Below are 22,865 nucleotides of genomic sequence, written 5' to 3'. Positions count from 1 at the left end.
TGCCGCGGGTTTCATCGGTTTCGACAACGGCGAGCCAGACGCGGCCGGATGACGCGGACCCGGCATCAGTGCCTCGGCCGCAGCCTCACAGGACGCTCTCAATATCGGTCTTGGAAAAATCGTTGCCGACATAGAGCGACCGGCAGGCATGTTCCTTCGCCGTCTCGTAGGCGAAGCAGTCACCGAAGTTGAGGCCCGCCGGATGCACGCCCTTGCCCCAATGCTCGTAGGCTTCGGCGATCCGCCGCGCCGACGCCGGCGTCACGGTCACAACCTCAAGGCCGAGGCCATCGATCAGGCTCGTCATCTCCGCAGCGACGTTCCGCCGAGCCGAAACGACAAGGGCTTCCGCTACGGTCCCGGCCGAGATCAGGATGTCATTTTCGGTTTCGAGCGCGGCGATGCAGGCGTCGGCCTCCGGCTCGTCAAGGATGATCACCATGAGCGCTGACGTATCGACGGCGATCATTCGGGCAGGCCGTCATCACCATAAAGGAAATCCTGGCTCCGCGCCGCATTCGGCCTGGCACTCGCCTTCGCCGCGCCCGCCGCCCTCGCCGCTTCGAGCACCGCCCTGCGCGCCTTCGCGTCCAGCCTTATCCTGACAGGCACAAGGCGAACGGCCGCCTGACCGTGGCGGGTCAGAATGACCTCGTCGCCGGCCTCGGCGCGGCGCACCAGTTCGGTCAGTTGTCCTTTGGCCTCCGTGACCGACATCCGCATCGGACATGTCCTTCCGGACCATCATAAGGTCCACTTTCAAAAAAAAGGTCCTGATGATGGTCCATGTCAATGACGTGCCGGAGACGGGTAGCAAATCGATTGCAGCTGCGGGCCCTCAGCCGGCCTCGAACCCGCCTTCGGTCGGATGAGGGCGCGTGCCGCAGTCTGCCCTGCTGGGCTCTGGAGCCCGGCTAGTGGGCGCAGATGCGGAAGTCGCTGCCCTCCCAGCAGGCGCCGTCGCGGGCTGAGCGACGTGCCTCGCCCCAACGCGAGTTGATGCCGTCCAGCGTCAGGCCGCGCACCTCGGCGACACCAGGCGAAACGACCGAAACGGTGACCATCGAAATGCGCGGCAGCAGGTTGCCGTGCCGGCCGCGCGCCGAGAGGACGAAAGAGCCGTCGCGTCCATCAGCCTGGAAATCGCAGGTCCGATCGAGCACCACCTTGCCCTGCTGCTCGATCCGGCAGCTGACGTCGCGGGCCACGGCTGGCGCGGCGGCGGCAAGCGAGGCGAGCACGGCTGCGAGGGCGACAAGACCTGTGGAATGTTTCATGCGAAAGGCGTCCCTAAGCGATTGTGCGAGAGCCGCAGGCTACCATTCGGGACGGCCGGGGCAACCGAAGAGCCGCCCGGAAGTCGCCGGTCAGTTCACCGCGCTGGACCCAGCACCCCGATCGGCAGCGGCAAGGGCGGCGGCGACCGCTGCGCCGGTGTTGACGGCAACCACGACCGACATGCCCGGGCGCAACTGGTCGGCGAGGTCCTGATTGCCGTCGAGTTCGATCCGGACCGGAATGCGCTGCGCCACCTTGGTGAAATTGCCGGTGGCATTGTCCGGCTTCAGCACGCTGAATTCGGATCCGGTGGCCGGCGAGATGCGGATCACATGGCCATGCAGCGTGGCATGGTCGAGCGCATCGACGGTGAAGGTCGCGGGCAGGCCGACACGCAGGTTGGCGAGCTGAGCTTCCTTGAAATTGGCGATGACCCAGACGGTCGAGGGGGTCACCGAGGAGAGCTGGCTGCCGGCCGTGACATATTGGCCGACACGCACACCGACCTCGCCCAGCCGCCCGTCGACCGGCGCGGTGACGCGGGTATTGCCGAGATTGATCTCGGCCAGCGCGACCGCCGCCTCGGCACTCTTCACGCCGGCCGCGAGCGAGGGCTTGCCGGCATCGACCAAGGCGAGGTTCTGCTCGGCGAGCTCGACATTGGCGCGGCCTTGCGCGACGCCGGCTTCGGCCTGCATCAGCGCGACCCGCACCTGGTCGCCAATGGCGGCCGAGGAAATGCCCCGGCTGACCAGCGACCCCGTGCGCTCCTGGTCATGCTGGGCCTTTTGCAACGCGGCTTCGGCGCTCTGCAACTGCGCCTTGGCCAGGTCGAGGCTCGCCTGCCGGGCGAGCCGGTTCTGGTCGAAGCTCGCCAGCGCCGATTGCTGCTGCGCCAGCGCCGCCTCGGCCTGGGCCAGTTGCTGGCGATAGATCCGGTCGTCGATGCGGGCGATGAGGTCGCCCTTTCTGACCATCATATAGTCCTGCACGGCGACCTCGGTGACATAGCCGGGGATCTGCGGGCTGAGCACTGTCACCTGCCCCTTCACATAGGCGTTGTTGGTGCTCTGCACCGCCGACTGGAACGGCGGCAACTGCCAGGCGAACAGCACCATGAGGACGCCGGCGAGGCCGACGATCAAGGCAGGCAGAGCGGTCTTCAACCGCAGGGATTTGGCGATGGACATGTGAGGTTTCTCTAGTTCGTGGGCACCAGCGCCGTCCGCCGCGAGGCGCTGATGGCGTCGAGGATCAGGTGGAAGACGAGCGCGACGATGCCGGCGAGCGCCATCGCGAAAACCAGAAGGAAGAGGTCGTTATAGGCCAGCACATTGGCTTCCTGGGTCGCCAGCCGGCCGAGCGCCGCGACCCCTTGGGCGTCGCGCAGCGCGCCGTCCTGCAGCACCCTGGAATAGTTGGTGCCGTAGCTTTGGACGCGTTGGGCCACCACCGGATCGGTCAAGGTCAAGGCGCCGGACAGGATGTTGGAGTGGAATTTCTCGCGAATGGTGACGAAGGTGCCGAGCACGGCCGAGCCGAGCAGGCCGCCAATGGTCTGCGAGCCGAGGAACAGCGCGAGGAAGCTCAGGATATAGCTCGGGCCCCGCTGCAGGGCCTTGACCAGGCCGGCCACCATCGACGGCGCGAGGAAGATCGCGCCGGCAAAGGCCATCATCGCCTGGCTCAGATAGAATTGCTCGGGACGGGTGAGATTGGTCGCCTGCGCATCCATCCAGGCAGCGGCCGCGATCAGCACCAGTGCCGCCAGGTGCAACATCGGCACCCGCTTCGGCTGGACGACCAGGCTGGTGAAGGCATAACCGGCGACGGTCGCGATCACCACGACCCAGAACAGCGGAATCATCTGGTCGTTCTGCAGGCCGAGCGTGTTGAACAGCCCGACCGCACCCACCGCCTGTTCCGACAGGAGCACACGGAACAGCATCAGCGCGCCGGTAAAGGCCAGCATCTCACGCGAGGCGAGCCAGCGCAGATCAATGATCGGATTGGCACGATTGAGTTCGACGGCGGCCAGCAGGGCCATGGCGCCGATGCCGACGGCCAGCAGCACGCCAAGCCAGGGAGCTTCGAACCACCAATAGGCACGGCCGAGCGACAGCACCAGGATCAACGCGCCGGTGCCGATGGCAAGCAGGGGGAAGCTGACGAGATCGGCCCGGTCGAACACCTTCATGCGCGGCGGATGGGTCAGCGGCAGGACAAGGATGACGCAGAGGCTCATCAGCGCCAGGCCTGATTCCAGGAGGTAGAGGCCGTGCCATTCGCCGATCTCCAGCAGTTCCGGCGAGATGACCCGCGACAAGGGCACGGCCACCTGCGCGCCGAGCATGCCGAAACAGACGCCGATCGACAGGCGTTTGGCCTCGGGCGCCTTTTCCAGCATGTAGAAGAAGGCCAGCGTGCTGAGGGGAGCCGCGACGAAACCCATCACCGCACGCACGGCGACCGCCGAGCGTAGGTCGTTGCTGACGAGATGGGCGAAGGCCACCAGGACATAGACCAGCAGGCCGATCTCGGCGAAGCGCCTGAGCCCGAACTGGGTGCGCATCTTGTAGAGCAGCATCATGCCGGTGATGTTGGTCGCCATATAGCCGGCGACCAGCCAGTTGCTTTCGATCTGGGTCATGCCGAGCGCACCCTGGATGCCGGTCAGGTTGGCCGAAACCAGATTGAGGCCGAGCCCCTGGGTCAGGCCGAGCAAGAGCGAAGCCGCGGCATAGGCGGCAAAGACCAGTCGCGAGGCCGGCGGCGCAGCCGGCGGAACCGTGGCGGCGGATGCCGCCGCCGGTACGGCAACCGACGCCGCTTTCGCGCCGACGCGATCCTGCACTGCTGTGGTCATGACACGGGCTCGGGAACGGGCGCGGCGCCGGCGGAGGCAGCGGTCAGCGCGACCAGATTGCGCGACACCAGGCCGAGCACCCGGTCGGCGATAGCGAGGTCCTCGGGATCGATGTCGCGCAGCACGTCGTCGCGCATCTGCTCGATGATGTCGACGACCTTGTCGGCCACCGGCCGGCCCTTGTCGGTCAGTGCGATGTCCTTGGCGCGCCGGTCCAGCTCGGAAGGCTGGCGGGCGATATAGCCGATCTGCTCGAGGCTATCGAACAGCCGGACGGCGGTCGAATGCTCGACCTCCAGGAAGACGGTGAGTTCGGCCTGGCTCACCGGCCGGGTGGCGGCAGCCAGATTGAGCAGGATGCGCCCGCGCGCCAGCGTCAGGTCGAGCGCCTTCAGCCGCAGATCGAAGCAGGTGCGCATGCAGCGCGAGGCCAATGCGAGGTCCCGCATGAAATCCTTGTACGGGTCCATGCCGCTTCTCCCGAAATATATGCTTTTGCACAATATGTATTAGGCATATTGTAGCTAGCTACATATACTTCAAGACGCAGCCTGTCCAGCGCGTGGCGGGATGATCACGCGGATGTGTCGAGCAATGGGAGCGGTTGGCGGGAGGGCGACAGGCTGTGTCGGATAGAGGGCGCAAGGCCCGCGCCGTCGCCCAGCACATCGGAAGATCAACACGTCGTCTTGGCCGGACTTGTCTCGGCCATCCACGTCTTGACAGCGGGCCAAGTCGTGGATGCCCGGCACAAGGCCGCTGGCTCCGTCGACAGCGTGCGGCCGAGCAAACCTCAGCCGATCGGGAGTTCGCCGAAGAGGCGCAGATCGACCGCGCGCGGCTTGGCCGCATCCGCAGGGCTGGCGGCGACGAAGGAACTCTGCCCACCGGCCAGTTCCGCCGGCAGCAGCATGACCCGGACGAAGATATTGGTGCCGCCGCTGATATTGGTGCCGATGACGGTTTCATGGCCGGTCTCGAACCAGGCGCCGCCGGCGCCGACCCGGTCGAGCTGATCACCGACCTCGGCGCGCAGCAGGCCATGTTCGAGACGGCGGATGCCCGGGCCGCGATGGCGATGGGCGGGCGTCTGGGCGCCGGCCTGCGATTCGACACGGTCGGCCCGCAGGATATGCGGGCCGTCGTCGACAATGGCGATGCGTGAGAGCACCGGCGACAGGCCGGCCTCGAAACGCAGTGGCAGCGAGCTCGGCGCGATCTCGTAGAGCCAGGCATTGCCCGAGCTCGCGATCCCGCTGCCGGCCTCGGCAAAGACGCCGTCGCCGGTCTCGACCGATCGGGTCGTGCCGCCTGACGTGACCGAGGCCCCTCCTCGTTCGGCATAGACGAAAGCAAACGAGCGCTCGGACACGGCGCAGGTCGCGCCGGCGCCGAGGTCATAGACGGTCATGCGCCAATGCTGGCCACTCATCGCTCACTCCCGTTTTTGTGCCGCCGGTGTCAGCTCAGGCCTGTTTCGCCCGCATCATCACGGCGTTCAGGATCGGGCTGCCAGGCTCGAGGAATTCGTTGAGAATATCGAAATGACCCCAGCGCGGCAGGGCATGAACCTCGGGGTTCATGCCGCTGCGATGCAGGTGATGGGCATAACGATAGGTCTGGTCGATCCACTGCCAGGGCTCCAGCCCGCCGACCAACAGCGTGGCCGGGCATTTGGCGAAAACCGGCCGGCGCTCGACGTCGCGGCGGAGCGCGATCTCTTCCGTCAGGCGGACATCGGCATTGACGGTGGTGCGCATGACCGGACGGGGATCGTAGATGCCGCTGATCAGCACCGCGCCGACGATGAAGGAGGGATCGACACCCTGGGCCGCCCAGTCATGGGCCAGCACCTCGGCGGTCAGGTGGGCACCGGCCGAATGGCCGGAAATGCTGATGCGGCGGGGGTCGCCGCCGAAACCCGGCGCCTCGCGCCTGACCCAACCCACCGCGGCAACCGCCGAGCCGGCGACGCCGTCGAGGGTCGATGCCGGGCAGAGCTCGTAATTGGCGACCACGGTGGTGATGCCGGCGGCCACCAGTTGACGGGCGACGAAGACGAAATTCTGTTTGTCCTGGGCGCGCCAATATCCGCCATGGAAGAAGATATGGACCGGCGCCGGCCCCTTGCCGTCATCGGCCGCCGGATAGACGTCGACCCGATGCAAGGGATGCTCGCCATAGGCCAGGTCGGCCCGGCACGTCAGGGTGGCCCGCGCTTCGGCGCTCGCCGCCTGGCGGCTGGCCTGGGCATCCGCGTAATTCGGGAAGGCGGCCTGCGGATTGTACTGGAATTCATGCTCTGCGGCCGAGAGGGTCGACCAGAGCGGCTGATCCGAAGTCATGTTCCTGTCCGTCCAATGAATGCGTCTGATGGGATGCGCCCGGCCAACAGACCTTGGCAAGCGCGATGAGCGCGAAGCAGCGTGAGCTGGAACGCGGACCAGCCAGTCCGCTCGAGACCAATATGATCCAAAGGCAACCAATTGCCGATCATTCGGCCCACTCCGAGGCCCGGCCGCAGGGCTTTTGAACAATCAAAGCAAATGGTGTATCCATCACTTGCGGCGGTGGAACCAAATCAGACCAAGCATGCTCGAGACCTTGCGCAAATCCCCGGAAGAGCCCAGCACGCGGGTCAAGTCCGACTCCGACAGCCAGGCGATCTACCAAAGCCTCAGGGGCTCGATCGTCGAGGGCCGGCTGCGCTCCGGCACCCGCCTGCCGACCGAGCGGGCGCTGGCGAGCCGCTTCGGCGCGGCGCGCAACACGGTGCGCAAGACGATGAACCTGCTGGTCAGCGAAGGCCTGATCATCCGTCATGTCGGGCGCGGCACCTTCGTCGCGCGGGACGTGGCGAAAGCCGCCGAAACAGCCGTCGAGATACCCGAGTTCAGCCTGGGCGAACTGCTCGAGGCGCGCCTGATGTTCGAGCCGATGCTGGCCGAACTGGTCGCCGAACGGGCGAGCGACGCCGATCTCGCCGGCCTTTCCGCCTATCTCGAGGCGCTGCGCAATGCGACGACCTGGACCGAGTTCAAGGAGGCCAAATATGCCATGCACCTGGCCATCGTCCGGGCCTCGCGCAACAGCTTCCTGATCTCGATGTTCGAAGCCATCATCGCCTCGCGGCGCAAGTCCGGCTGGGGCCGGCCCGGCAGCCATGCCTTGCCGATCAGCGCAGTCAGGGAAGTCGCCGCGCGCGACAATGCCGCGATCGTCGAGGCGCTGCGCAGCCGCGACGCGGTCGCCGCCCGCGAGGCCATCCGCAGCTATCTCCTGCGCACCTTGATGTCGGTCAGCGACAGCTGAGCCCGGCCCGGACCAGCTCATCGCTGGTCCATTCGCCGCTGCAGACCGCGGCCGACCAGCATCAGCGCCAGCGCGGTGACCAGGATCGCCAGGCCCGGAAAGGCCGACATCCAGGGCGCCAGCAGGATGTAGTCCTTGCCCTGCTGCAGGATGGCGCCCCAGTCCGGTGTTGGCGGCTGCACGCCCAGGCCCAGAAAGCCGAGCGCCGACTGGATCTGCAGCACCAGCGGAAACAACACCATGCATTGCACCAGGATCAGCGGCAGCACATTGCGCGTGACGTGGCGAAACAAGATCCAGGGTTCCGACAGGCCAATGCTGCGCGCCGCCTCGACATAGGTCAGGCCGGCCTCCGCCATGGCGCCGGAGCGGGCGATGCGGAAGAACACCGGCACATAGACCACGGTCAGGGCAAAGACCAGGTTGACCGTCTTCGGCCCGAGAATGCCGGTCACCATGACGCCGAGAATGATCGGCGGGAAGCTCAGCACGACATCGATCAGGCGGCCGAGCAGCATGTCGAGGCGGCCGCCGACAAAACCGGACACGACGCCGAAACCGCCGCCGATCAAGGCCGCGGCGAACAGCGCGCTGGCGCAGATCGACAAGGTGATCCTGGCGCCATAGGCGACGCGGGCGAGAATATCGCGGCCGACATCGTCGGTGCCGAAGGGATGCAGCGCCGACGGCGCCTCCATCGCCTTGTCGACGCTGATGGCGGTCGGCGAATGGGCGGTGAACAGGCCGGGAAACATGACGACGAGCGCGACCAGCGCGAGCAGGATCAGGCCAAGGGCGAGATCCGGCTCGCGCCGCATGCGCCTGAGGGCGAGCGCCAGGCGACCAGGCTTCGCGGCGGAGATGGCGGTTCGGGACATGGCGGTTCGGGACATGGCAGCCTCGGTCATGACGGCACCTAGCTCAACCGGACGCGCGGATCGATGATCCGGTAGAGCAGGTCGACCGCCAGATTGACCAGCATGGCGATCACCACGACGACCAGCAGGCCGGCCTGCAAGACGGGATAGTCGCGGGTCTCGATCGAGGAGAGCAGCAGCCGGCCGAGCCCCGGCAAGGCGAACAGGCTTTCGATGATGACCGCGCCGCCGAGGATCTGGATCAGGATCAGGCCCATGAAGGTGATCAAGGGAATCGCGATATTGCGCAGCACATGCTTGAAGAAAACGATGCGGGTCGGCACGCCCTTGGCGATGGCGGTGCGGACATAGTCCTGGCCGAAGGCCGAGACGACGCTCTGGCGGACGAACTGGCTATAGGCAGCGGCCTGTAGCAGGGCCAGGCTGAGGATCGGCAAGGCCATGATCGACAGGTTTTCGGCAAGCGACTCGGCCGGCGACACATACATCAGTGGCGGCGACCAGTCGAAAGCGGCGGAGACGCCGACCAGCAGCATCAGGCCGATCCAGAACACCGGAGCGGCCAGCCCGAGCAGATTGAAGGTCTGGATCAGCCGATCGAGCCAGCGGCCTTCATAGATGCCGGCGACGACACCGAGCGGCACCCCGATCGAGGTCGCAACCACCAGCGTCACGAAGGCGAGCTGCAAGGTGACACCGAGCGCCGACCAGACCATGCCGAGAACCGGTTGGCCGCGGGTCCAGCTGGTGCCGAAATCGGCGGTGACGACACGCGCGAGCCAGCCCAGATATTGCTGCCAGACCGGCTGATCGAGGCCGAAGAATTCGCGCAGCGCCTTGGCCGCGACGGGATCGCTGGTCTGGCCGAGCATCTGGCCGACGACATCGCCCGGCACGCTGCGCACCAGAAGGAAGACGACGACAGACGCCAGGACTGCAGTGACGATCGAGGCAGCCAGCCTTTTTGCGAGATAAGCGCCCATCAGTCTCTTCGGTGGTTGAAACAGGCCTTGGGGAACAGGCCTGACGCGAAGCGGCGAACCGCTTCGCGTCAGGCTTCAAGATCAGGCGAGCCAGGCCCGGGCCAGGCCGTAATACCAGCCGGTCGGGTGCTGCACGTAATTGCGCACCTTGTCGTTGCGCACGACGACATGGTCGGCCGAGAACAGCATGATGGTGGGCACGCTGGTCGCCATTACCTGCTGGTAGCGGTGATAGATCTCCCGCCGCTTGGCCGGATCGTTTTCGACGCGGCCCTCGTCGAGCAGGCGGCTCGCCTCGTCGTTCTTCCAGTTGCGGAAATCCGCGCCTTCGGGCGCCTTGTGGAAGTGCCGGTAGAACAGCAGATTCGGGTCCGGAACGGTCGCCCAGTCGTTGAAGGTGAAGCCCATCTGCTTCGACTGGAAATTCTTGACCCAGACACCGAGCTCGACGCGCTGGATGGTCAGGCGGATGCCGACCTTGCCGAGCTGTTCGCGCAGCGTCACGGCGGCCGCGTCCATCCAGTCGTAACCGATGATCGAGGTCAGCGTCAGGTCGAAACCATTGGCGTGGCCGGCCTCGGCCAGGAGCTTCCTGGCCGCCTCGATGTCGAGCTTCTGGTTCGGCAACTTGTCGAGCGGCACGCCCCAGCTGTCCTGCATGCCGGCGACCATGGTGCCGATCACCTTGCCGAGCCCGCCGATGGATGCGCGCATGATCTCGTCCTTGTCGACGGCAAGCGCGATGGCGCGGCGCACCCGCTCGTCGTCGAGCGGCTTCAGCTCGGCGCCGAGGTCGATGGCCTTCTGGTTGAACGAGGGACTGCGCTCGACCACCAGGCCGGCGACACCCTCGACCTGACGAACGTCCTGCGGGCGGGTCAAGGTGGCGATATCGACACGCTTGTTGCGCAGGCCGACCAGGAGGCTCGCGCCATTCGGCACGAAGACGAAATTGATCCGGTCGAGATAGGGTACGCCCGGCTCCCAATAGTCGGGATTGCGCACCAGGGTGGCGTTGCTGTTCGGCTTGAACTCGGCGAGCTTGAACGGGCCGGTGCCGACGCTTGCCTGGTTGAGTTTGGTCTTGGCATCCGCGGCATCGAAATAGCCTGCCGGCACCACGCCGCCATATTTGTTGCCGAGCGTCATCGGCAAGGCCGCGTTGGGGGCGGATATGGTGATCTTGACGGTGGCGTCGTCGACCGCCTCGACCGACTGGACCATGCCGAAATCGCCGGCGCCCGGCGAACCGTTCTTCGGGTCGCGGATGTAGTTGTAGCTATAGGCGACGTCCTTGGCGGTCATCGCCTGGCCGGTATGGAACTTCACGCCCTTGCGCAGACGCACCGTGTAGACGAGCCGGTCGGCCGAGAGGTCGAAACCTTCGGCGAGCAGCGGCATGGCCTGTCCGTCCGGGCTTTCATAGAACAGCCCCTGATAGATCAGCACGGTCAGGCGGATGCGGGCATCGGCGGCCTGGTGAAACGGATCGAGGCCAGGCGGTTCGACCAGCAGGCCCATGTTGAGCGTGCCGCCGGTCTTCGCGCCGGTCGGTTTCGGGCCATAAAGATCGGTCGCGCCAGCCGGACCGACGAGGGCTGCAGCGGCGGCCGTGCCGCCCAGCGCCAGGACCGCACGCCGGTCCATCAGGCCAAGACAATCGGAAAGGGACATGGTTTTTCGCCTCCAGATGGGCCGTGGTGTTGGATCTGTGTGATCCCTGAGCGGCCCGCCCGGGATCGTCGTGACGTGAATGGCCTATTCGCGGAAGGCCACGACCAGTTCGATCTCGACCGCGGCATTGCGCGGCAGCTCGGCGACGCCAACCGCCGAGCGGGCATGGCGCCCGGCCTCGCCGAAGATCTCACCGAGCAGGTCGGAGGCCGCGTCGAGCACTTTCGGCTGGTCGTTGAAGCCGGGCGCCGAGGCGACAAAACCGGTCACCTTGAGCACCCGCTCGATGCGGTCGAGCGAGCCGAGCGCCTGTTTCAGGCAGGCCAGCCCCTGCAGGATGCAGATGCGCGCCTCGCCGCGCGCCTGATCGAGCGAGACCGCCGCGCCCGCCTTGCCGTGCAGCCGCACTTCGCCGTCGACCTTGGGCATCTGGCCGGCGACATAAGCGACGCCGCGATGCAGCGTCACCGGCACATAGTTGAACGAGGGCGCCGCGGCTTCGGGCAAGGTGATGCCGAGTTCGGCGAGGCGTTGGTCAATCATGGATGTGCTCGGCTTCCGGGGACAGGAGGGCGCGGACGAGGCCGTCGAGATCATGGCGGGCGACAAAACCGGTCGCGGCGGCGAGCCGGCCACCGTCGATCAGGGGAAACAGCAAGGCGGGCTCGATGCGGTCGAGGCTGATCCGGGCGCCCGGCGCCTGCCGTTGCACCGCGGCGATCAGATCGGGCAGGCTCGCCTCGAAACCTTTGAGATTATAGACCGGCTCGAGCGGCCCCGCATGGGCCAGCACGGCCAGAACCGCGTCGGCGACATCGGCGACATGCATCAGGTCGACCGGCCGGTCGTGAAAGGTGATGCGCGCCGCCTGACCGCCGCGGGCGGCGGCGAAGACGTCGGCAATGGCGCTCGCCGCGCCCTGGTACCAGAGGCCGGGACCCAGGATCAGCGGCAGCCTGAGCCCGACGATGTCGAGGCCGTGGCGGCGGGCATGAAAGACCGAGAGCGCCTCGGCCATCGCTTTGGTCAACCCATAGGTGGTGGTTGGCGCCGAACGGTCGTCCTCGTCGACAGGGCCGTCGGCATAGTCGGAGGCCGGCCCATAAACCACGGTCGAACTGGTCCAGACGAGGCGGCGGATGCCGGCCGCGCGCGCGGCGTCGATCAGCTTGCCGTGGCCTGCCACGTTGACCGCGAAGGCGGCGTCGGCCTCCGCTTCGCCGGAGCGCATCAGACCGAGCTTGCCGACCCCATGAGCGACGCAGGAGGCCACCAGGGACGGACGGGCCTCGGCGAAGGCCGCCGCGAGCCCGGCGCGGTCCTCGATCGAGCCCTGGATCTCGTCATAGCGGCCGGCGAGATCGGCGAGCCGGTCCTCCGCCATGGCCGGCCCGAACAGCACCGGGCGAAAGCCGGCGCCGGCCAGCGCGCGAACGACATGGGACCCGACGAAGCCGCGGCCGCCGGCGACCAGCACGGTCGGGGCCGTGTCCCGGCCCGTCCTGTCAGAGCGCGAGATCGTCACGGATACAGGCTTTCCAATGATCGGGAGAGATTTCGCGCAAGGCCGGCACGACCTTGGCGCAGTCGGCCAGGGCGAAGGGGCAGCGGGTGCGGAAGACGCAGCCGGACGGCGGCGCGCTCGGGCTCGGGATTTCGCCCGACAGCATGATCCGCTTGGCGGCGCGCGCCGCGCCCGGCGCCGCATGCATGAGCGCCGCGGTATAGGGATGGGCCGGCCGCGCGAACAGTTCGGTGCTCGGCGCGAGCTCCATGACGCGGCCGAGATAGAGCACCATGACCCGATCGGAAATGACCTCGACCACCGACAGGTCGTGGCTGATGAACATCAGCGTCAGCGACAGGTCGCGCTGCAGGTCCTGCAGCAGGTTGAGCACCTCCGCCTGGATCGACACGTCGAGTGCCGAGACCGGCTCGTCGGCGACGATGAAGCTCGGATTGGAGGCCAAGGCGCGAGCAATCGCCACGCGCTGGCGCTGGCCGCCGGAAAAGGCGCGCGGGTAGCGGCCGAGATGCTCGCGGGTCAGGCCAACCCGCTCGAGCAGCTTGCCGGCTTCGGCAAGTGCTTCCGCCTTGCCGAGGCCGCGATGCAGCCGGATCGGCTCGACCAGCGCATCGCCGACGGTCATGCGCTGGTTCAGGCTGGCGAAGGGATCCTGGAAGACCATCTGCATGTGCCGGCGGAAGCGCCTGAGCTCCCGTGGCGCCAAGGCCCCGATATCCTGGCCGGCATAGGTTACCGTGCCGGCGGCCGGTTCGAGCAGGCGCAGAACCAGGCGGCCAATGGTCGATTTGCCGGATCCGGATTCACCGACGACACCCAGCACCTTGCCCTTGTCGAGCGTGAAGGACACGTCCTGGACGGCGCGCACCGCCGGGCTCGCGCCGAAATGTTTGGTCAGCCCCTCGACCGCCAGCAAGGGCTGGTCCGGGTTCGGCTCGGTGGCCTGGGCAATAGCGGCGCTGGTCATGACGCGAGCTCGCGCCAGCGGAAGCAGCGTGCGACATGGTCGGCGCCGACCGTCTCGAGCACCGGCAAGGTCGCGGCGCATTCCGCCACCGCCAGGCTGCAGCGCGGATGGAAGCGGCAGCCGGCGGGCGGATCGAGCGGGTTCGGCAAGACACCGGGGATCGGCACCAGCCGCGCGCCGTGGCCGGCACCATGCGGCGTGCAGGCGAGCAGCGCCTTGGTATAGGGGTGGCGCGGATGGGCCAGCACGGCGCTCGCCGGCCCCTGCTCGACAATCTGGCTGGCATACATGACGGCGACCTGGTCGGCGATTTCTTCGACCAGTTTCAGGTCGTGGGTGACGAAGATCAGCGCCATGCCGCGCTCGCGCTGCAGGCGCTTCAACAGCATGATGATCTGCGCCTGGATGGTGACGTCGAGCGCCGTGGTCGGCTCGTCGGCGATCAGCAGGACCGGGTCGCAGGCGAGTGCGATGGCGATCATCACGCGCTGGCGCATGCCGCCCGAGAGCTGATGGGGAAAGGCGTCGACGCGCCGGTCCGGGTCGGTGATGCCGACGTCGCGCAACAGGTCGACCGCCATTTGCCGCGCCTTGCGCCGGTCGACCCGCTTGTGGATGCGGATCGGCTCGGCGATCTGGTCGCCGATCGGAAACACCGGATTGAGGCTCGACATCGGATCCTGGAAGATCATCGCGATGTCGCGGCCACGGATGCGCGCCATCTCGGCATCCGACACGCCGATGAGGTCGACCGGTTCGCCGTCGCGCGCCTGGAACCGGATGCTGCCGCCCTCGACCCGGCCGCGTGCACCTCCAGAAGATTGGCGGCCGAGCAGCCGCATGACGGTGAGGCCGGTGACCGATTTGCCCGAACCGGATTCGCCGACGATCGCCAATGTCTCGCCATGGGCGACCGACAGGGTCACGCCATTGACGGCTTTGACGATGCCGGCATCGGTATGGAACCAGGTCTTGAGATCGTCGATCTCGAGAACCGGCCGGCGACCGGCAGCGGCCTTGGGGCTGACGTCAGCGGAGAGCATGGCGCTCCACCGCATCCCAGTCGACCTCGATGCCGAGGCCCGGCGCGTCGGGCACCACGATGACGCCGTCGACGGGCTTCAGCGGGTTCTTCAGGATCGAGTCGCGCAAGGGGTTGGTGCCGAGATCATATTCGACCAGCGTCGGCCGCGGCACATTGTTGGTGTGCGGATAGACCGGCAGGGAGGCGACGAAATGGACGGCGGCGGCAAGCCCGACGCCGCTGCCCCAGACATGCGGCGACAGGCGCAGGTGATCCATCATGGCGAGCTGGGCGATCTGTTTGCCCTGCCAGAAGCCGCCGCAGAGCGACAGGTCCGGCTGGATCACGTCGACAGCGCGCCGGTCGATCAGCCGCTTGAAATCGAAGGCGGTGTAGAGCGCCTCGCCGGTGGCGATCGGCACCTGGCTCCAGCGCTGCAGGATCTCGTAACCGGAGACGTCCTGCGGGCTGAGCGGCTCCTCGACCCAGCCGATCTTGTAAGGCGCGAGCCGGGTGATGCTCTCGCGCGCCAGGTCCAGCGTATAGTTGGAATTGATGTCGACCATGATGTCGACATCCGGGCCCAGCATGCGCCGGGCGGTCGCCACGCGCTCTTCGTCGGAGGCCGGAGAGACGCCGATCTTGATCTTCACCGCGCGATGGCCGCCCTTGGCCATGGCCTCGATCTGCGGCTCGAAATCGCGGGCGCTGTTCTCGGTGAGGTAGCCGCCCGAGGCGTAGATATGAACCTTGTCGGCCTGCTTTCCGCCGATCAGGCGGTGGACCGGCTGTCCCAGCATCTTGCCGGCGGCATCCTTGGCCGCCATGTCGATGCCGGAAATGCACCAGGTCAGCGGACCCTGGACGCCAAAATGATAGTGGCGGGCGAGCATCAGCGAATAGGCGTGCTCGATGTCGAGCACATGGGTCCCGACAAGATAGCCCTTGAGCAGCGGCAGATAGGCGAGATTGACCTGCGGCATGCCCCAGGCCTCGCCAATGCCCTCGGTGCCGTCGGCGAGTTTCAGCCGGACCAATGTGGTGGCGCGCGCGGTCGCCAGCGACTTGGACATGCCATAGGCGCCGCCGCCAGGAAGCTGCGCCTGCAGCGGGACGAAAGAAATATCCTGGATCACCATGCGCGCCTCCACCGGCGTGCCGCCCATGTGGCGGCCAATGCCGGATCAATTGAGGCCAATAGTGAGCCAATTCAAAAACGAGCACAAGACCGTCAGGGCTATTTCCACCTATGCGCGGCGCCGCACGCAGGAGAAACCGTCCAGCTGAACCACGGTGGCGGATCAGGCCCAGGTGCCGGTGCGCTCGGTGGTCGGCGCGAAACTGTTGAACGACCAGCGCAGCGGCAAGGCCATGGGCCGGAACCAGCCGGCGGTGACGTGGAAGTGCCAGAGCCGTTCGGCACCGGCGATCCGGCCGATATCGTCGCCGGCCCAGACGATCTCGGTCCGGCCCTGCAATTGCAGCAGGTCGCCGCGGTCGAAATCGACGAAGAGCAAGGCGGCGCGCGGCTCGACCAACAGATTGCCCAGCGTGTTGAAATAGCGATTGCCGCTGAAATCGGGAATGGTCAGCCGGTCCGCGTCGATGTGGACGAAGCCCGGCCGGCCGCCGCGATGGGAGATATCGACGCCGCCGGCGGCATCGATACCGGGCCCGGAACTGCTCGCCACGAACAGGGTGTCGGCGCCCGCGATCATGGCGCGCGCCGCAGCCCCGAGTGTTGCCAGCCGTTCGACAGGCCCAGGTGCCGCGACGGCCTGCCTGAGATCGCGCGTCTGGATATATTGCGGGCAATTGCCGAAGCTCTGCCGGATGTCGACGGTCATGCCGGCCGCGTCGCTTGCCGTGATGACGCCGTTCGCCCGGTTGCGCCGGCGGGTTTCGAGATCGAGCCCGAGCAGGCCGGCGGCGGCGCCCGCGCCGATCAGGCCGGCCGCCGGATCTTGCGCATCCGGCACGGCAGCGATGTGCAAGGTTCGCGGATCCGGGCTTGCGACGAAACCGGGCGCGCCGGTCAGCATGGTGGCCATGGGCCAGCCCGCGGCGTTGAGCACGCCGAGGAACAGGTAGGGCAAGTGGCCGAAGAAGATGCGGTGCTGGTCCGGCATGAAGTCCCGAATACCGGCGCCGCGCGAGCCGACGCCGGCAAGCTCCTGGGCCTTCACTTCACCGGCATGAAAAGGCGAGATGTCCATGACATGCCTCACGCGACCTGGGGTAAAGGCGAACGCGGCATGGCCTTGAAATGCGGCAAGGCCTCGACGCGGGCAAGCCAGGCCCGCACCGCCGGATAGGGATCGAGTGGGATGCCGCCTTCGGGCGCATGGGCCACGTAGGAATAACAGGCGAGATCGGCGATGGTTGGATGATCGGCGGCAAGATAGGATCGGCCGGCCAGATGCCCGTCCATGAAAGCCAGCAGCCGCGCGGCGATCTCGGCCGCCCGGACCGGGTCGCCGGGCATGCCCCAGAGCAGCGCCATCCGGGCGGTCGCGGGGCCATACATCACTTCGCCTGCGGCGATCGACAGCCAGCGCTGCACCTGCGCGGCGGCAACCGGTTGTTTCGGCAGCCAGGCACTGTCAGGGGCATAGCGACCGGCCAGATAGACCATGATGGCGTTGCTGTCGGCGAGCGTCAGATCGCCATCCTGCAGCACCGGGATCTGGCCGAGCGGGTTGAGCGCGCGGAATTCCGCGGAGCGGCGCACATCGGCGGATGCCGTGACATAGCGATAGGGCAGACCGAAGGTCAGCAGGAGCAGCTCGACGCGGTGGGCGTGGCCGGACAGCGGCGTGCCATAAAGCGTGATGGTCGGTTCGGACATCGGGGCGGCTCCTCCAGGGGCTAACGAGGACCGCAGAATGACTGTTGCGTCTTTCGAATAGAATTCTAAAAAATGGAAAGTCAAAATTTCAGTTTTCGGAATGATCGATGGACCGTCTCGACGAGCTGACCGTCTTCGTCACCATTATCGACACCGGCAGCCTGATCGCGGCGGCGCGCCGGCTCAGGCGCTCGGCACCGGCGGTCACCAGGGCCCTGAACGGGCTGGAGGAACGCGCCGGCGTCCGGCTGGTCGAACGGACCACCCGGCGCCTGACGCCGACCGATGCCGGCCGCAACCTCGCCGACCATGCGCGGCGGCTGATCGGCGATTACGAGACGGCGATCGGCGGCGTCGCGGCCACCGAGGCGCGCGGCCTGCTCAGGGTCACCGCGCCGCGGGTGTTCGGCCGGCGGCATGTCGCGCCTGTCATCACCGACTTTCTCGACCAGCATCCGCTGGTCCAGGCCGAGCTCCTGCTGAACGACCGCAATGTCGACCTGATCGAAGAAGACGTGCATGTCGCGGTCAGGATCGGCCAGCTCGCCGATTCCAGCCTGGTGGTGCGGCGCGTCGGCGAGGTCCGGCGCACCCTGGTGGCCAGTCCCGACTATCTGGCACGGCGCGGCATGCCGCGACAGCCGGCCGATCTCAGCCGGCACGAAACGATCACCGGGCTGATCATGGCGCAGGAATGGCGTTTCGGAGCGACCAATCGGGGCCCGGTGGCGCGGCTGTCGCCCCGGTTTTCCGGCAATGACGTCGACGCCAACCTGATGGCGATCCGCACCGGGCGCGGCATTGGCCGGGTGCTGTCCTATCAGGTCGCCGAGGAGATCGCGGAGGGGTCGCTGATCCGCTTGCTGCCGGAGTTCGAGCCGCCGGCTCTGCCGGTCCACCTGGTGGTGCCGAGCAGCCGCAACATGGCGCCCAAGGTCCGCGCCTTCCTCGATCACGCCGCCGCGGCGCTGGAGCGGTTGAGCGTGATCCGGCCGGAGCGATCCACCGGCGGCGGCAAAAGTTGACGGTCGCCCGGCGCCATCAGGCCGCCTGATCGGGCGCGACGATGACAGGCGCATCCTCGGCCCAGCTCAGCGATACCGCGAGGCCGTTCGCCAGGGGAAAACCGATGCGCCAGGTCTGCTCCTCGACACGCAACGCACCGAGAGGCGTGGCGACGACGAGCTGGGTGCTGTTGCCGTGATAGGTGTAGTCGGCGATCGTCCCGCGGATGCGGTTCGGGCCCTCCGCATCGCCGAGGCCAACGGTGAGCTTTTCAGGTCTGAGGCTCACCGCGATTTTTGTGCCGGCGGCCTGGCCGGCCGGGTTGCTGGAAATGAGGGTGGTGCCGGCGGCGGCCAGGGCGATGCGACCATCACCCTCGCCACCCTTGATTTCGGCCTCGACGATATTGCTACGACCGACGAAGTTTGCGACGAACACGGTCCGCGGCCGCTCATAGACGTCGAGCGGCGTGCCGACCTGGACGATCCTGCCGTGATTGACCACGGCGATCAGGGTCGACATGGACAGAGCCTCGTCCTGGTCGTGAGTGACGTTGATGAAGGTTGCCCCGAGCCGGCGATGCAGGCTCTTCAGCTCCTCCTGCAACTGGCCGCGCAACTGCTTGTCGAGTGCGCTCAAGGGTTCGTCGAGCAGGATCAGCGGCGGCGAGAACACCAGGGCGCGGGCGAGCGCCACCCGCTGCTGCTGGCCGCCGGAAAGCTGCGCCGGCCTGCGCGCCGCATGCTGGCCGAGCTGGACGGTGTCGAGCGCGGCGGCGACCAGCCGGTCGATCTCGGCACGCGGCAGCCGGCGCACCTCCAGGGGAAAGGCGATGTTCTCGGCGACCGTCATGTGCGGGAACAAGGCATAACCCTGGAACACCACGCCCAGGTCGCGCTTTTCCGGCGGCAGGCCGCCGATCTCGCGTCCCTCCAGCCGGATCGAACCGGCGCTCGGCGTGACGAAGCCGGCAATGGCCATCAGCAGGGTCGTCTTGCCCGACCCGGAGGGCCCGAGCAAGGTGAGGAATTCGCCACGTGGAATGGCCAGCGACATGTCGTCGATGGCTGCGATGTCGCCATAGCGCTTCGACAGGCGATCGACGGCGAGGAAGGCTTGGCTCTGGTCGGTCACGATGGTTCTTTCGGACATGGATCCCAGCCTGGCGCCTCAGACCTTGCGGAGGGTCAGGCGGATGGCGACGGCGACGAGGGTGGCGAGGATCATCACGGCGGAGACGGCGGCGACCGCCGGATCGACACGTTCGGTCAGGCTGTTCCAGATGACGATCGGCAAGGTGACGACCTTGCGGCTGGTCAGGAACAGCACCGCGACCACTTCGTCCCATGAGGTGACGAAGGAAAAGGCCGCGCCGGACAGGATGCCGGGGGCGATGTTCGGCACGACGATGCGCCGCAGCACGGTGACAGGCGACGCGCCGAGGCTGCGAGCCGCCTGTTCCAGGCGCCGGTCGAAGCCGCTGAGCGATGTCGAGACGGTGATCAGCACAAGCGGAATGCAGATGACCGTATGGGCGACCACCACGCCCATCAGCGTGTCGAGCCAGTTGAGGTCGATCCAGGTCCGGTAAAAGGCCAATGCATGGACGATCGGCGGCACGATCAGCGGCGCCAGGATCATCACGCGCAGATAGCGGGTCAGCCGGGAGTTCAGCCGCCACAAGCCGATGGCGCAGAGCGTGCCGAGCAGGGTCGCCAGCACCGTGGTGAGGGTGGCGATCGCCAGGCTGGTCAGGATGCTCTGCGACCAGCGCAGATCGGTGACGAGCTTCGCATAGTGCTGGAACGAGATGCCGTTGGTCGGCATGGACAGATAGCGCTCCGGTGTCAGCGAGACCGGAAACACCACGGCGAGCGGCGCCAGCAGAAAGATCAGGCCGAGCCAACCGAAGCCGAGGACGACGAGCCGGCTCAGCCGTGGACGGGCGGCGGCCTCCATCACTCGTCCCCCTTGCCGACCAGGCTGTCCCAGTCGGCGAAGCGGCCGACCGCGAAGATCACCGCGAAGACAGTGAGCAGAAGCACCGAGGCGAGCATGGTGGCGGTGCCCCATTCCAGCGTCTCATGCACCTGCACGCTGATATATTCGGCGACCATCATCACCCGGCCGCCGCCAAGAATGGCGGGCGTCACATAGAAGCCGAGCGAGAACACGAAGGTGAGGATGAAGGACGAGAACAGGCCCGGCACGGTGAGCGGAAAGAACACCCGGCGAAACACGGTCAGGCCGTTGGCGCCGAGACTGCGGGCGGCGTTCAGCACGCGCGGATCGATGGTCCGCATGCCTGCATAGAGCGGCAGGATGCCGAAAGGCAGCATGTAGTGGACCATGCCGATGATGACGCCGGTCTCGTTGCGTACCAGGCTGAGCGGCGCGCCGATCAGACCGAGCGAGACCAGGGCATTGTTCAGGACGCCGTTGCCGCGCAGCACCGAGACCCAGGCGAAGGCGCGGATCAGCACCGACAGCCAGAGCGGCAGCAGCACCAGCACGAACATGATCGCGCGCATCCGTGGCGCGGCGAGCGTCAGCGCCGCCGCCATGACATAGGACACGACGAGGGTAATGGCGGTGGTGATGACGCAGATGCGCAGGGTCGTCCAGATCACCCGGCCAAGGACATCGGAGGTGAACAGCTGGCTGTAATTGGCCAACGCTCCCGGTTCCTCGGTGAAGCTCAGTCCAAGGATGCGCAGGAGCGGGAGGAGATAGAGCAGGACGATCATGAGCACGGCCGGAGCGATCATGACGAGCGCCAGGCGCGTGCGGTGGTCGAGGCTGCCAGTCATGCCCGATAGGCCGTCTTGCCGCCGACGATGGTGCGGCTGACCTTGATATGCGGGATGCGCTCGACGTCGACGCCGAAAATGTCCTCGTCGAGAATGACGAGATCACCGAGCTTGCCGACTTCGATGCTGCCTTTCAGGGCTTCTTCGCGGCCGGCATAGGCGCCGTCGAGCGTATAGGCCTTCACCGCGTCCCAGACGCTGATCGCCTCCGCGGCCCCGAGGCTTTGCCCGGTATCGGTCTTGCGTGCGACCAGGGCGTAGATGCCGCGCAAGGGATTGGGGTGGCAGATCGGCGCGTCGGAATGGGCCGGCGCTACCACGCCCAGCTCCTTCCAGGACCGGTGCGGCCACATGTCCTGCATCGCAGCCTCGCCGCGCACCCGGATATAGCCGTCGCCGAGATCGTAGAGGAAGGCGGCGGCCGATGACGGGATGACGTTCAACCGGCGCATGCGCTCGCGGATCGCGGGCGTGGCGTAACAGGTGTGCTCGACCCGCATGCGGCTGTCGGAGTTGGGATAGGCATGAAGCGCCGCCTCGAAGGCGTCGAGCACATAGTCGATGCCACGGTCGCCGATGCCGTCGGCGAAAACCGCAAGGCCGGCCGCCGTCGCATCCATCACGCGTTTGGCGAAGTCCTCGCTCGAATAGAGCAGCATGCCGGTATTGTGCTCGGGCTCGCCCAGCACCTTGGCGCCGACATAGGGCTCGTAATAGGCCGCGGTCCGCCCGGTGGTCGAGCAATCAGGGCACCATTCGACGCCAATGATGCGCACCCATTCGTCGCCGAGGCCGGACCGGATACCAGCGCGAATATAGGATTCGACCAGGCCGTTTTCCTTGCCGCTGACCATGATGCCGACCCTCAACGGCAACTCGCCGGCCGCCCGCATGTCCTGGTAGGCGCGGATGCCGTTCGACTGGGTCAGCGAATTGTGGATCGAGGTGATGCCATAGCTCAGGAACTCGGCGAAGACCTGCTTCAGACCCTTGGTGAAGTCGCCGACGGTGTAATCCTTGCTGATCTCGTCGACCACCACATAGGCGGCGTTCTCGCGCAGCAAGCCGGTCGGCCGGCCGGTCGCCGGATCGCGATCGATCCGGCCGAAGGGCGGATCCTCCACGGCCTCGGCAAGACCTGAGCGGACCAATGCGGCGTTGTTGACGACACCATTGTGATGGTCGGTGCGGTAGATGAAGACCGGGCGCCCGTTGCCGACCCGATCGAGCTCGTCGATGGTCGGGAAGCCGCCGAGCTTGTTGTCGTCATAACGAAAACCAACGAACCAGGCGTCCGGCGGCAGGTCGGGTGTCGCTGCCGCGATCTTCGCCAGCACGTCGTCCTTGGATCCGACCCTGGGCCAGGAAAAATCGGCCCAACGATGCACGCGCGCGCCATAGACGTCGGCATGGCAGTGGCTCTCGATGAAGCCCGGCAGCACGGTGCGTCCGCCGGCATCGATGATCTCGGTATCGGGGCCGGCGAAGGCCGCCACCTCGGCGGCACTGCCGACGGCAACAATACGGCCGCCGGAGATCGCCACCGCCTCGCAGAACGGCATGGCGGCATCGATCGTCGCGACCTTGGCGCGGGTGACGATGGTATCGGCGGGCCGGGTCATCAGCATGGCTTCATGAAAGCAGGACATGAACCGCCGGCCCGACCGGACCGGCGGCGGTTCGATTAAGCGGCGC

General features: G+C 66.8%; 24 protein-coding genes. 2 read left to right on the top strand and 22 right to left on the bottom strand.

Annotated features, from left to right (window positions below; all coding sequences use genetic code 11):
* Positions 1-85: 85 nt before the first annotated feature.
* The 8 genes from E8M01_RS20310 to E8M01_RS20275 form a co-directional block, all read right to left on the bottom strand.
* Entirely contained in the window at positions 86-469 is a 384-nt protein-coding gene (locus E8M01_RS20310; RefSeq protein WP_136961800.1) for a type II toxin-antitoxin system VapC family toxin, read from the bottom strand.
* On the bottom strand, positions 466-723 hold the full coding sequence (locus tag E8M01_RS20305; protein WP_136961799.1) for a type II toxin-antitoxin system Phd/YefM family antitoxin: 258 nt from the start codon (positions 721-723) through the stop codon (positions 466-468). The genes E8M01_RS20310 and E8M01_RS20305 overlap by 4 nt, the downstream gene beginning before the upstream one ends.
* A gap of 191 nt (positions 724-914) precedes the next feature.
* A complete protein-coding gene (locus tag E8M01_RS20300; protein WP_136961798.1) occupies positions 915-1,277 on the bottom strand; it encodes a hypothetical protein in 363 nt (120 codons plus the stop codon).
* A gap of 90 nt (positions 1,278-1,367) precedes the next feature.
* The gene (locus E8M01_RS20295) at positions 1,368-2,468 is read right to left on the bottom strand and encodes an HlyD family secretion protein (protein ID WP_136961797.1); all 1,101 of its coding nucleotides are present in this window, start codon (positions 2,466-2,468) and stop codon (positions 1,368-1,370) included.
* A gap of 11 nt (positions 2,469-2,479) precedes the next feature.
* The gene (locus E8M01_RS20290) at positions 2,480-4,144 is read right to left on the bottom strand and encodes an efflux MFS transporter permease (RefSeq protein ID WP_136961796.1); all 1,665 of its coding nucleotides are present in this window, start codon (positions 4,142-4,144) and stop codon (positions 2,480-2,482) included.
* Positions 4,141-4,614 (bottom strand): MarR family winged helix-turn-helix transcriptional regulator, encoded by a 474-nt coding sequence (locus E8M01_RS20285; RefSeq protein ID WP_136961795.1) that lies wholly within the window; start codon positions 4,612-4,614, stop codon positions 4,141-4,143. The genes E8M01_RS20290 and E8M01_RS20285 overlap by 4 nt, the downstream gene beginning before the upstream one ends.
* Before the next feature lie 323 nt (positions 4,615-4,937).
* Positions 4,938-5,576, bottom strand: coding sequence for a hypothetical protein (locus tag E8M01_RS20280; RefSeq protein ID WP_136961794.1), 639 nt, complete (start codon positions 5,574-5,576; stop codon positions 4,938-4,940).
* 34 nt (positions 5,577-5,610) lie between these two features.
* Entirely contained in the window at positions 5,611-6,489 is an 879-nt protein-coding gene (locus E8M01_RS20275) for an alpha/beta hydrolase (RefSeq protein WP_136961793.1), read from the bottom strand.
* 247 nt (positions 6,490-6,736) lie between these two features.
* Between E8M01_RS20275 and E8M01_RS20270 the strand changes: the two genes are divergently transcribed.
* Positions 6,737-7,456: a FadR/GntR family transcriptional regulator gene (locus E8M01_RS20270; RefSeq protein WP_136961792.1), complete on the top strand. Its 720-nt coding sequence runs from the start codon at positions 6,737-6,739 to the stop codon at positions 7,454-7,456.
* A 17-nt stretch (positions 7,457-7,473) separates the two neighbouring features.
* On the opposite strand, the gene E8M01_RS20265 is transcribed toward E8M01_RS20270, so the two are convergent.
* The 10 genes from E8M01_RS20265 to E8M01_RS20220 form a co-directional block, all read right to left on the bottom strand.
* Complete coding sequence (locus E8M01_RS20265; RefSeq protein ID WP_246088369.1) at positions 7,474-8,349, bottom strand: ABC transporter permease; 876 nt, start codon at positions 8,347-8,349, stop codon at positions 7,474-7,476.
* A 23-nt stretch (positions 8,350-8,372) separates the two neighbouring features.
* Positions 8,373-9,317 (bottom strand): ABC transporter permease, encoded by a 945-nt coding sequence (locus tag E8M01_RS20260; protein ID WP_136961791.1) that lies wholly within the window; start codon positions 9,315-9,317, stop codon positions 8,373-8,375.
* 81 nt (positions 9,318-9,398) lie between these two features.
* Positions 9,399-10,991 (bottom strand): ABC transporter substrate-binding protein, encoded by a 1,593-nt coding sequence (locus tag E8M01_RS20255; RefSeq protein WP_215908777.1) that lies wholly within the window; start codon positions 10,989-10,991, stop codon positions 9,399-9,401.
* An 84-nt stretch (positions 10,992-11,075) separates the two neighbouring features.
* On the bottom strand, positions 11,076-11,534 hold the full coding sequence (locus E8M01_RS20250) for a RidA family protein (RefSeq protein WP_136961790.1): 459 nt from the start codon (positions 11,532-11,534) through the stop codon (positions 11,076-11,078).
* Positions 11,527-12,516, bottom strand: coding sequence for an NAD-dependent epimerase/dehydratase family protein (locus E8M01_RS20245; protein WP_170181989.1), 990 nt, complete (start codon positions 12,514-12,516; stop codon positions 11,527-11,529). The genes E8M01_RS20250 and E8M01_RS20245 overlap by 8 nt, the downstream gene beginning before the upstream one ends.
* Positions 12,497-13,483, bottom strand: a complete 987-nt coding sequence (locus tag E8M01_RS20240; protein ID WP_136961788.1) for an ABC transporter ATP-binding protein — start codon at positions 13,481-13,483, stop codon at positions 12,497-12,499. The genes E8M01_RS20245 and E8M01_RS20240 overlap by 20 nt, the downstream gene beginning before the upstream one ends.
* Positions 13,480-14,526 (bottom strand): ABC transporter ATP-binding protein, encoded by a 1,047-nt coding sequence (locus E8M01_RS20235; protein WP_136961787.1) that lies wholly within the window; start codon positions 14,524-14,526, stop codon positions 13,480-13,482. Before E8M01_RS20235 ends, E8M01_RS20240 begins: the two co-directional genes overlap by 4 nt.
* A complete protein-coding gene (locus E8M01_RS20230; protein WP_136961786.1) occupies positions 14,513-15,646 on the bottom strand; it encodes a mandelate racemase/muconate lactonizing enzyme family protein in 1,134 nt (377 codons plus the stop codon). Before E8M01_RS20230 ends, E8M01_RS20235 begins: the two co-directional genes overlap by 14 nt.
* Positions 15,647-15,808: 162 nt before the next feature.
* Positions 15,809-16,723: a pyridoxamine 5'-phosphate oxidase family protein gene (locus tag E8M01_RS20225; RefSeq protein ID WP_136961785.1), complete on the bottom strand. Its 915-nt coding sequence runs from the start codon at positions 16,721-16,723 to the stop codon at positions 15,809-15,811.
* Between the two features lie 8 nt (positions 16,724-16,731).
* Positions 16,732-17,355: a glutathione S-transferase family protein gene (locus E8M01_RS20220; protein ID WP_136961784.1), complete on the bottom strand. Its 624-nt coding sequence runs from the start codon at positions 17,353-17,355 to the stop codon at positions 16,732-16,734.
* A gap of 107 nt (positions 17,356-17,462) precedes the next feature.
* Between E8M01_RS20220 and E8M01_RS20215 the strand changes: the two genes are divergently transcribed.
* On the top strand, positions 17,463-18,380 hold the full coding sequence (locus tag E8M01_RS20215) for a LysR family transcriptional regulator (RefSeq protein WP_136961783.1): 918 nt from the start codon (positions 17,463-17,465) through the stop codon (positions 18,378-18,380).
* 16 nt (positions 18,381-18,396) lie between these two features.
* On the opposite strand, the gene E8M01_RS20210 is transcribed toward E8M01_RS20215, so the two are convergent.
* The 4 genes from E8M01_RS20210 to E8M01_RS20195 are packed head-to-tail and all read right to left on the bottom strand — an operon-like array spanning position 18,397 to position 22,819.
* A complete protein-coding gene (locus tag E8M01_RS20210; protein ID WP_136961782.1) occupies positions 18,397-19,512 on the bottom strand; it encodes an ABC transporter ATP-binding protein in 1,116 nt (371 codons plus the stop codon).
* Positions 19,513-19,530: 18 nt separating this feature from the next.
* Complete coding sequence (locus E8M01_RS20205; RefSeq protein WP_136961781.1) at positions 19,531-20,319, bottom strand: ABC transporter permease; 789 nt, start codon at positions 20,317-20,319, stop codon at positions 19,531-19,533.
* A complete protein-coding gene (locus E8M01_RS20200; RefSeq protein WP_136961780.1) occupies positions 20,319-21,170 on the bottom strand; it encodes an ABC transporter permease in 852 nt (283 codons plus the stop codon). The genes E8M01_RS20205 and E8M01_RS20200 overlap by 1 nt, the downstream gene beginning before the upstream one ends.
* Entirely contained in the window at positions 21,167-22,819 is a 1,653-nt protein-coding gene (locus tag E8M01_RS20195; protein WP_215908776.1) for an amidohydrolase, read from the bottom strand. Before E8M01_RS20195 ends, E8M01_RS20200 begins: the two co-directional genes overlap by 4 nt.
* Positions 22,820-22,865: the final 46 nt, after the last annotated feature.

This window comes from Phreatobacter stygius (assembly GCF_005144885.1).
Taxonomy (GTDB): Bacteria; Pseudomonadota; Alphaproteobacteria; order Rhizobiales; family Phreatobacteraceae; genus Phreatobacter; species Phreatobacter stygius.
Note: the sequence above shows the minus strand (reverse complement) of the source record. Positions and strands in the feature narration are given on the sequence as shown.